This window comes from Arsenicicoccus sp. UBA7492 (assembly GCF_002479615.1).
Taxonomy (GTDB): Bacteria; Actinomycetota; Actinomycetes; order Actinomycetales; family Dermatophilaceae; genus Arsenicicoccus; species Arsenicicoccus bolidensis.
In genome coordinates this window covers 71,130-80,097 of record NZ_DLOE01000049.1, presented here as the reverse complement: position 1 = coordinate 80,097, position 8,968 = coordinate 71,130, and the positions used below count along the sequence as shown (strand labels likewise).

11 protein-coding genes and 1 riboswitch are annotated in these 8,968 nt (G+C 72.6%); of the genes, 3 read left to right on the top strand and 8 right to left on the bottom strand.

All coding sequences use genetic code 11. From position 1 onward, the window contains the following. Positions 1-35: 35 nt before the first annotated feature. The 3 genes from B4E97_RS15835 to B4E97_RS15825 all read right to left on the bottom strand — a co-directional run bounded on the left by B4E97_RS15835 (position 36) and on the right by B4E97_RS15825 (position 2,745). Positions 36-869: a C40 family peptidase gene (locus tag B4E97_RS15835; protein ID WP_286960669.1), complete on the bottom strand. Its 834-nt coding sequence runs from the start codon at positions 867-869 to the stop codon at positions 36-38. After that, a riboswitch (cyclic di-AMP (ydaO/yuaA leader) is annotated at positions 870-1,014 on the bottom strand. Between the two features lie 179 nt (positions 1,015-1,193). After that, positions 1,194-1,904 (bottom strand): metal-dependent transcriptional regulator, encoded by a 711-nt coding sequence (locus tag B4E97_RS15830; protein WP_029211893.1) that lies wholly within the window; start codon positions 1,902-1,904, stop codon positions 1,194-1,196. Between the two features lie 91 nt (positions 1,905-1,995). Further along, positions 1,996-2,745 carry a pyridoxine/pyridoxamine 5'-phosphate oxidase gene (locus tag B4E97_RS15825; protein ID WP_286960668.1) on the bottom strand — a complete coding sequence of 250 codons (750 nt, stop codon included), beginning with the start codon at positions 2,743-2,745 and terminating at the stop codon, positions 1,996-1,998. 48 nt (positions 2,746-2,793) lie between these two features. On the opposite strand from B4E97_RS15825, the gene B4E97_RS15820 reads away from it, so the two are divergent. The 3 genes from B4E97_RS15820 to serC all read left to right on the top strand — a co-directional run bounded on the left by B4E97_RS15820 (position 2,794) and on the right by serC (position 5,507). Then, a complete protein-coding gene (locus B4E97_RS15820) occupies positions 2,794-3,168 on the top strand; it encodes a hypothetical protein (RefSeq protein ID WP_286960666.1) in 375 nt (124 codons plus the stop codon). Next, positions 3,161-4,282: a citrate synthase 2 gene (locus tag B4E97_RS15815; RefSeq protein WP_286960665.1), complete on the top strand. Its 1,122-nt coding sequence runs from the start codon at positions 3,161-3,163 to the stop codon at positions 4,280-4,282. Before B4E97_RS15820 ends, B4E97_RS15815 begins: the two co-directional genes overlap by 8 nt. A 103-nt stretch (positions 4,283-4,385) precedes the next feature. After that, positions 4,386-5,507: a phosphoserine transaminase gene (serC, locus tag B4E97_RS15810; RefSeq protein WP_286960664.1), complete on the top strand. Its 1,122-nt coding sequence runs from the start codon at positions 4,386-4,388 to the stop codon at positions 5,505-5,507. A 156-nt stretch (positions 5,508-5,663) separates the two neighbouring features. On the opposite strand, the gene B4E97_RS15805 is transcribed toward serC, so the two are convergent. From B4E97_RS15805 to B4E97_RS19180, 5 genes are all read right to left on the bottom strand, one after another. After that, on the bottom strand, positions 5,664-6,962 hold the full coding sequence (locus B4E97_RS15805) for an MFS transporter (RefSeq protein WP_286960662.1): 1,299 nt from the start codon (positions 6,960-6,962) through the stop codon (positions 5,664-5,666). Further along, positions 6,959-7,408 (bottom strand): MarR family winged helix-turn-helix transcriptional regulator, encoded by a 450-nt coding sequence (locus tag B4E97_RS15800; RefSeq protein WP_029211899.1) that lies wholly within the window; start codon positions 7,406-7,408, stop codon positions 6,959-6,961. The genes B4E97_RS15805 and B4E97_RS15800 overlap by 4 nt, the downstream gene beginning before the upstream one ends. Positions 7,409-7,475: 67 nt before the next feature. Next, on the bottom strand, positions 7,476-7,925 hold the full coding sequence (soxR, locus tag B4E97_RS15795) for a redox-sensitive transcriptional activator SoxR (protein ID WP_286960661.1): 450 nt from the start codon (positions 7,923-7,925) through the stop codon (positions 7,476-7,478). Between the two features lie 55 nt (positions 7,926-7,980). Continuing rightward, on the bottom strand, positions 7,981-8,625 hold the full coding sequence (locus B4E97_RS15790) for a response regulator (RefSeq protein WP_029211901.1): 645 nt from the start codon (positions 8,623-8,625) through the stop codon (positions 7,981-7,983). Further along, positions 8,613-8,906 (bottom strand): sensor histidine kinase, encoded by a 294-nt coding sequence (locus tag B4E97_RS19180; protein ID WP_372490296.1) that lies wholly within the window; start codon positions 8,904-8,906, stop codon positions 8,613-8,615. Before B4E97_RS19180 ends, B4E97_RS15790 begins: the two co-directional genes overlap by 13 nt. Positions 8,907-8,968 lie beyond the last annotated feature (62 nt).

The window sequence follows — 8,968 nt, the reverse complement described above, 5'->3', positions numbered from 1 at the left end:
GGGGCTTCGTCGTGCTGCTCGAGGGGCTCGACCGATCAGGCGCGGCCGTAGCTCACGTTCTTGCTCCAGATCTTGTGCAGGCCCGTGGTGCGGCCGGTGCGCGGCGAGTCGTACATCATGCCGCCGCCGGCGTAGATGCCCACGTGGAAGGCCGGGGAGCCGAAGAACACGAGGTCGCCGGGCTGCGGGGAGGACACGCGACGGGTCGCGCGCTGCTGAGCGGCAGCGGTGCGCGGGATGGACTTGCCGTTGGCGCGGAAGACATAACTCGTGAAGCCCGAGCAGTCGAAGCCGGCCCTGGTGGTGCCGCCGTAGCGGTAGTAGATGCCGGACAGGCTCGCGGCGGTGCGGAGCACGCCACCGCCGGCGACGGCGCGCGGAGCTGGGTTGGCGGCCTTCTTGACGACCTTGCGCGCGACGGTGCGGCGCACGGCGGTGCGGGAGGCGCGGGTGTAGGTGCGGTTGACGCGTCGCACCGCGGTGCGACGGTAGGTGCGCGAGGTGCGGGTGTACTTGCGCTTGGTCGTGTAGCGCTTACGCTTGACCGTGGCCTTCTTGCGCTTGACGGTGGTGCGCTTCTTGACGGTCCCGCGGACCCTCTTGAGCTTGGACTTCTTGACGCCGGTGAGCGATACGCGGCCGAGCTGGCCGACGGCGGCGACGGAGGGAGCAGCAACGCTGGCGGGAGCAGCGGCAGCGGCCGGGGCGGCCGTGGCGGGCATCGACGCGGCGATGACCATGCCACCGGTGGCGGCGACGACACCCGCGACCTTGGTGGCCGGCGCGGCGGCGTGCTTGGCCGCCTTGATCAGGAGACTGGCGGAGGAGACGTCGGCAGCGCGGTGCCGACCGGGGGTGCTAATGGACACAGTTGACCTCTCGAACGCCTACGAAGTTAGCTGTCGGGTTCGGGCGGAAAGGTATGGCCCGGCCACTCTCGTGGCTTCACCCCGGGACGCTTGCGCGCCAAGGTGGGTCCCCCGCTCCTGTCAGCGGAATAAGCAGAACAGCAGAAGTGACAGGACTCGGCGTCTCCTGCTGCAGCCCCTCCAGGGGGAGAAGGGCCGTGAAAGAAGGTAACGGACACCCCTGGGATTGTCACGTTCAGATCACAGGCAGGTGAATCACAGGCGCCCTCCGTGGGTACGGCTGCTAGTGCCCGCACCGGACACACATGCGTGCGATAACCACTCTCAGTCGGACGTCACGGTGTCCACGAACACATGGCTCGCCACATCCACCGGGAGCGAAACCCCCTGCGAGTCAGTGGAATTCACGCCCACGACGATCACCCGGTCGCCCTCCGAGGTCACCCGAACCCGGCCACCGGGCAGCGCTCCAGCGGCCGTCAGCAGGCCGAGAGCCTCGTGATCCACCTGCACCGGCTCGCCGATCCGACGGACCGTGACTGTGACGGAGGTCACGGAACCATCCACGACGGAGTGCAGCGGGACCAGTCCGGGGTCCTTGCCGTCCGTGCCGACCGACCCCAGCTCGTCCAGACCGGGGATCGGGTTGCCGTACGGCGAGACGTGGTCGTCGCCGATGAGGCCGAGGATCTTGCGCTCGACCCGCTCGCTCATCACGTGCTCCCAGCGGCAGGCCTCGTCGTGGACGTGCTCCCACTCCAGGCCGATCACGTCCAGGAGCAGGCGCTCGGCGAGGCGGTGCTTGCGCATCACGCGCATCGCCCGAAGCCGACCGTCGGCGGACAGCTCGATCTCGCGGCTGCCGGCCACGTGCAGCAGACCGTCCCGCTCCATGCGGGCGACCGTCTGGGACACCGTCGGCCCGGCGTGACCGAGTCGCTCGGCGATGCGGGCGCGCAGGGGCTTCACGCCCTCTTCCTCCAGCTCGTAGATCGTGCGGAGGTACATCTCGGTCGTGTCGATCAGGTCAGTCACGGGTCAAGCCTGCCACGCGCGCCTGTGGACTTGCTTTGCGCCGCGCACGACGCAGCGCCGCCCGGCACGAGGACGGGCAGGATCGGGCAGATCAGGGCATCTTGCGGTGCCGCCGCCAGGACGCGGCGTCGTCGAGGTCGCCCTCCCCCACCCTCTCGTAGGCGATGCGGTCGTGCAGGCGCGACGGCTGACCGGCCCAGAACTCGATCTGGTCGCACGCGATCCGCCAGCCGCAGAAGGACGGCGGCATCGGGATCTCGGCCTCCTCACCGTCACGGGTGAAGCGGGCGGCCTGCTCGGCATACCGCCGCTGCAGCTCCTCCCGGCCGTCGACCGGCGAGGACTGCTCGGACGCCCAGGCGCTGACCTGGGAGCCCCAGGGCCGGGTGCGCCAGTAGCCCTCGAGCTCGTCCCCGTCCAGCGGCACCGCCCGACCCCGGAACCTGATGACGCGGTAGAGCGCGGACCAGCGCAGCGTCGCCGCCACCCGCGGCTGCTCGCCGATCTGGCGCGCCTTGGTGGAGCCGCTGTCGGTGATGAACCCCGGACCGGCGGGCGTGAAGAACTTCATCAGGACGGGACGCACGTCCGGGAGGCCGTCCGCGCCGACCGTGGCCAGGTCGAGGCAGTCGGGCTCGGTGTGCCCGCCGCTGGACGCGTCGTGGGCGACGGCCTCCGCGAGCCAGGTCGACGCGAGCGACCAGGGGCTGTCCCCCAGCGTCGCCTCGTCCAGACCCGTGCCGGCGTAGTCGACCCGCCGGATGCCCTGCACCCCCGCGCCGCGCGTCCCCTGGCCCTGCTCGTCCGTCGCCCGCGGGTCGGTCACGTCGTTCTGCGTCATACCCCGAGACTAGGCTGACCCGGTCACCGCGTCCTGAGGAGGTCCGTCATGGCACGAGGCAAGGTCGGCGCCGTCAACAACCTGGTCAAGCTCGGCGTCAAGTACGGCCCGATCGTCTACGAGGCGGTCAAGCACGGCAAGGAGCCCGCGCGCGAGCTCGCCGAGCGGCAGGTGGCGCGCAGCAGCGCCCGCCGGCGCGCCCTCGAGCACGCCCACCACCTCGTCGACGGCTCGGTCCTCACCGTCTTCGACGGGGACCAGCGGCTCTTCGTCGTGTTCAACGGGGACACGCCCGTCGCTTCGCACCCGACGAGCAAGAAGAAGACGCTGCAGGCCCTCATCGACGGTTACGACCTCGACAAGCGGGTCCGGCCGACCCCCAGACGCCGTATGGCGCCGCGGGTCAAGCGCACGGGTGGGTGACCGCGAGGTGGGCGGCACAGCCGACTTCGTCACCGAGATCGCCGAGGCCGATCGCGACAGCGGCATCCTGCGCTATCGCGGGGTCGACCTGCGCGAGCTCGTCGGCCACGTGCCGTTCGAGCAGGTGTGGGGGCTGCTCGTCGACGAGGCGCTGCACCCCGGCCTGCCGCCCGCCGAGCCCTTCCCGCTGCCGGTGCGCACCGGTGACGTGCGGGTCGACGTGCAGAGCGCCCTCGCCCAGCTCGCCCCCGTCTGGGGCTTCCACCCGCTGCTCGACATCGACGCGACGCAGGCCCGCGAGGACCTCGCCCGGGCCTCGGTGATGGCCATGTCCTTCATCGCGCAGTCCGCGCGGGGCGAGGACCTGCCCGCCGTCCCTCAGCGCGAGGTCGACCGCGGCCGCTCGATCGCCGAGCGGTTCATGATCCGGTGGCGCGGCGACCCCGACCCGCGGCACGTGGGGGCGGTCGACAGCTACTGGGTCACGGTGGCCGAGCACGGCCTCAACCCCTCGGCGCTGACCGCCCGGGTCATCGCCTCCACGGGCGCCGACGCGGCGGCCTGCCTGTCCGGAGCCGTCGGGGCCATGAGCGGCCCCCTCCACGGCGGCGCGCCACGCCGGGTCATGTGGATGCTCGAGGACGTCGAGGCCGGCGAGCCCGCCGCGCGGATCGTCGAGCAGGTCCTCGCCGAGGGCGGTCGGATCATGGGCTTCGGCCACAGCGTCTATCGCGGCACCGACCCCCGCGCCGACGTCCTCAAGACCGCCTGCCGCCGCCTCGGCGCCCCGCGCTACGCCGCGGCCTGCGAGCTCGAGGCCACGGCCCTGGTGGCGCTCGCCGAGCGCAACCCCGAGCGCGTGATCGCGACCAACGTGGAGTTCTGGGCGGCCGTGCTGCTCGACCTGGCCGAGGTCCCGGCCCCGATCGTCACCCCGATGTTCGTGTGCGGGCGCACCGCGGGCTGGTCGGCCCACGTGCTCGAGCAGCAGCGGGCCCGGCGGATGATCAGGCCCACGGCCCGGTATGCCGGACCGCCCCCACGACGCCTCGCCGACGTCGGTCCGACCGGCGACGCACCCGACGCCACGCGCGCCGCGGGCGACCCCGCCTGACCGACCCTGCCTCACAGACCCAGGGACCGACCCCGCCTGACGGGCCCGTCCGGATCGCGGCAGGCTCGCCGCGCTCCCGGCATACGGCTGGGAGGATGAGCAGGTGACCTCCGAGATCCTGCTGCCCCCCGACCTGCTGCCCTCCGACGGGCGCTTCGGCTCCGGACCGAGCAAGGTGCGCGCGGCGCAGGTCCAGCGGCTCGTCACCGGCGCCACCACCTGGCTCGGCACCTCCCACCGGCAGGCGCCCGTCCGCGACGTGGTGGGCTCGCTGCGTCGGAGGCTGGCGGAGCTGTTCGCGCTGCCCGAGGGCTACGAGGTGGTGCTGGGCAACGGCGGGTCCACGGCGTTCTGGGACGTCGCCGCGTGCGGCCTGGTGCGCGAGCGGGCGCAGCACGTGGTGGTCGGCGAGTTCTCGAGCAAGTTCGCGCAGGTCACGCGGGAGGCGCCGCACCTGGCGGAGCCGTCGGTCCGCGAGTCCGCCCCGGGCACGCGCACGGCGGCGGCGGCCGAGGCCGGCGTCGACGTCTATGCCTGGCCCCACAACGAGACCTCCACCGGCGTGATGCTGCCCGTCGAGCGCGTGGCGGGGGCGGACGACGACGCGCTCGTGCTGGTCGACGCCACGTCCGGCGCCGGCGGGCTTCCGGTCGACGTGTCCCAGGCCGACGTCTACTACTTCGCCCCGCAGAAGTCCTTCGGCTCGGACGGTGGGCTGTGGGTGGCGGTGCTGTCCCCCCGCGCGGTCGAGCGTGCCCACGAGCTGGCCACCACCGACCGGTGGATCCCCGCCTCGCTGTCGCTGACGACCGCGATCGAGAGCTCGCGCAAGGACCAGACCTACAACACCCCCGCCCTCGCGACCATCGCCATGATGGAGGAGCAGGTCCGGTGGTTCCTCGCGCAGGGCGGCCTGCCGTGGGCCGCGGGACGCACTGCCGACAGCTCCTCGCGGCTCTACGCGTGGGCCGAGCGCACGCCGTGGGCGACGCCGTTCGTGGCGGACCCGGCCGCCCGTTCGCAGGTCGTCGGCACCATCGACCTGGACGAGACCGTCGACGCCGCCCGCGTGTCAGCGGTGCTGCGCGCCAACGGGATCGTCGACACCGACCCCTACCGCAAGCTCGGGCGCAACCAGCTGCGGATCGCGATGTTCCCGGCGGTCGAGCCGGACGACGTCGAGATCCTCATGCGCGCGATCGAGCACGTCGTCGAGCGCCTCTGACGGGAGCGCCCGACGGGTCCGGGAGGAGCGGCGGGGCTCAGCGGACCGGCGGGTCTCACCGGACCGACCGGGCTCAGCGGACCAGCGAGCCGTAGGCCGCCAGGGCCAGGCACACGGCGATCACGATCAGCGTCGCCACGCGGCGGAAGCGCGGGGTCATCGGGTCACCACCTCGGCCAGGTCGTGGACGTGGGGCTCGAGCTGCTCGGGGTGCACGACCTCGAGCCGCCGGCTCCCGGGGCGACGGCGCAGCCGCACGCCGTCAGAGACCATGATGTAGGCCACGGCCGCGATGCACGCGATCCCGGTGGCCACGGCCCCGACGCCGATCGTCCAGCGGGCGCCGAAGGTGTCGCCGACCCAGCCGATGAACGGCGCCCCGAGCGGCGTGCCGCCCATGAAGATCGCCATGTAGAGCGCCATCACGCGACCCCGCATCTCCGGGTCGACGGACAGCTGCACCGACGCGTTGGCGGTCGTCATGACGGTGAGCGCGGTCAGCCCGCACGGGATCAGCAGGAGGGCGAAGGCGACATACGTCGGGGCGGCGGCAGCCGCGGCACTGGCGAGGGTGAAGCCGCCGAGCGCGAGCAGCAGCACGCGCAGCCGCGGCTGGGCCCGACGGGCCGACAGCAGGGCCGCCGACAGCGAGCCGATGGCCATGATCGAGCCGAGCAGGCCGTACTCCTCGGCGCCGCGTCCGAACACCGTGGTGGCCATGAGCGCCATCGTGAGCTGGAAGTTCATGCCGAAGGTGCCGAGCATGAACACGATGAACATGAGCAGCATGATGTCCGGTCGTCGCCGGACATAGCCGATCCCCTCCCGTATGGCGCCGCCGCCCCGTCGCAGGGGCGCCGGGTGGAGCTCGGCGACGCGCAGCCGGGTCAGGCTGAGGATGACCGCCGCGAAGGACAGGGCGTTGACGCCGAACGCGGGTCCCGTGCCCCAGGCGCCGATGACGACGCCGGCGACGGCGGGGCCGATCAGGCGGGCGGCGTTGAACGACGCGCTGTTGAGGCCGACGGCGTTGCCGATCAGGTCGGCACCGACGAGCTCGGAGGCGAATGCCTGCCGCGTCGGGTTGTCGAGCGCCGCGGCGGCGCCCTGGGCGAGCGCGAGCAGATAGATCATCCACAGCTCGGCGCTGCCGGTCACGACCAGGAGCCAGGTCAGCGCGGCGGTGATGCCGAGGGCGGCCTGGGTGCACAGCAGGATGGTGCGCTTGGGGAAGCGGTCGGCGGCGGCCCCGGCCCACGGGGCCAGGAGCACCACCGGCGCGAACTGCAGGCCGGTCACGACGCCGAGCGCCGACGCCGAGTGGTCGGTCAGCTGGGTGAGGACGAGCCAGTCCTGGGCGACGCGGCCCATCCAGGTGCCGACGTTGGAGACGAGCCCGCCGAAGAAGTAGGTGCGGTAGTTGGGGACGCGCAGCGAGGCGAAGGTGGCACTCATCGTCCGGCCACCTCCAGCAGCAGCGGGGCGGCCTCGGCGAGGACGGCACGCTGCTCGGGGCTCAGCCCCTCGAGCCGGCTGGCCATCCACGAGTCGCGGCGGCGACGGATGGCCTGGGCCAGCGACTCGCCCTCGGCGGTGAGCGACACGACCACCTGGCGGCCGTCGGTGGGGTGCGGGTCACGACGGACCAGGCCGGCGTCGACGAGGCACCCGACGGTGCGGGTCATGCTGGGGGCGCTGACGCGCTCGATCTCGGCGAGCTCCCCTGGCGTGCGCGGGGTCTCGAGCCGGAAGAGGACGCTGGCCTGGTGGGGCGCGACGTCGTGGGTGCCCTCGTAGCGGATGCGGCGGCTGATGCGCTGGCACGCGAGGCGCAGGTCGTTGGCGAGGTGGGCGAGGTCGTCGGCCTCGGCGGGGTGATCGGTGAGGGTGTCCTGGGTCATCGTTTCCTTAGCCTAGTTCATTACCTTGGCTAACGATGACCTGTCGTCGTTGATTCCCTAGCCAGCCCTACTGCGGCAGCAGCCGCTGCGCGCCCTGTCCCCCACCCTCGCCGAGGGTGTCCTGCGGGTTGTAGAGCGAGCACTGCCGCATCGACAGGCACCCGCACCCAATGCAGCCGGCGAGGTTGTCACGCACCTGCTCGAGCTCGCGGATCCGCCGGTCCAGCAAGGGTGCCCACGACCTCGAAATGCGCGCCCACTGCTGCCGGGTCGGCGCCTTGTCCGGCTCCAGAGACCCGAAGGACGCCCGGATCTCCTCCAGGGTCAGCCCCACCCGCTGACCGGCCCGCACGACGGCCAGCCGCCGCAGCACCGACCGTTGGTAGAGCCGCCGGTCCCCCGCCGTGCGGGTGCTCGCGATCAGCCCCAGGGTCTCGTAGTGCCGCAGCGCCGACGGTGCCAGGCCGCTGCGGCGCGCGACCTCGCCGATCTGCATCAGGTCGTGCGTCCTCAGCATGTCCTCACCTCGACCCGGCTCGACGTCCCCGGACCACGATCATGGACCATGCCGGTCAGCCGCGCAGGAAGGTCAGGACCGCAGCCACCCGCCGGTGCTGGCCGTCGTCCGGGCCGAGCCCGAGCTTGGCGAAGATCCGCTGGGTGTGCTTCTCGACGGCTCCCTCGGTCACGACGAGCCGGGCGGCGACGGCGGCGTTGGTGCAGCCCTCGGCCATCAGGCCCAGCACCTCACGCTCGCGCGGCGTCAGCTGGGCGAGCGGCCCGGGTCCGCCAGGTCGTGCCATGAGCTGCCTCACCACCTGCGGATCGATGACCGTGGAGCCGGCCCGCACTTGATCCAGCGCCCCGAGGAAGCCGTCGATGTCGCTGACCCGGTCCTTGAGCAGGTAGCCGACGCCTCCGGTGCCGCTGGCGAGCAGGTCGTCGGCGTACGACCGCTCGACGTACTGCGACAGGACGAACACCGCTGCGCCGGGCCAGGATCGCCGCACCTCGACCGCTGCGCGCAGCCCCTCGTCGGTGTGGGTCGGCGGCATACGGACGTCGACGATCCCCAGGTCGGGCCGGTGCTCGTGCATGGCCGCGACCCACGACGGACCGTCGCCGACGGTGGCCACCACCTCGTGGCCGTCGTCGGCGAGCAGGAGCTGCAGACCCTCGCGCAGCAGCACGGAGTCGTCTCCGATCACGACACGCACGGCACCTCCGCCCGTATGACGGTGGGCCCGCCCTGCGGCGAGGTCACCGTCAGGTGGCCCCCGAGACCTGCCAGGCGCCGGTCCAGGCCCGCGAGGCCGGTGCCCTTGCCGAGGTGCGCACCCCCGACGCCGTCGTCCTCGACCTCCGCCACGACCCAGGGGCCGTCCACGTGGACGCGGACGTCGACGCGGGTGGCGCTCGCGTGCTTCGCGGCGTTGGCGAGGGCCTCGGTGACGCAGAAGTAGAGCGCGGTCTCGTAGCCGAGGTTGACCCGCGGCACGTCCACGCTGAGGCGGGTGGGGATGGCGGCGCGGCCGGCGAGCTCCTCCCCAGGGCGGCGGC

Coding starts and splice junctions, on each gene's coding strand:
- B4E97_RS15825 (WP_286960668.1), bottom strand. CDS start 2,745: ATGACGCAGAACGACGTGACCGACCCGCGGGCGACGGACGAGCAGGGC.
- B4E97_RS15805 (WP_286960662.1), bottom strand. CDS start 6,962: ATGAGTGCCACCTTCGCCTCGCTGCGCGTCCCCAACTACCGCACCTAC.
- B4E97_RS15800 (WP_029211899.1), bottom strand. CDS start 7,408: ATGACCCAGGACACCCTCACCGATCACCCCGCCGAGGCCGACGACCTC.
- B4E97_RS15820 (WP_286960666.1), top strand. CDS start 2,794: ATGGCACGAGGCAAGGTCGGCGCCGTCAACAACCTGGTCAAGCTCGGC.
- soxR (WP_286960661.1), bottom strand. CDS start 7,925: ATGCTGAGGACGCACGACCTGATGCAGATCGGCGAGGTCGCGCGCCGC.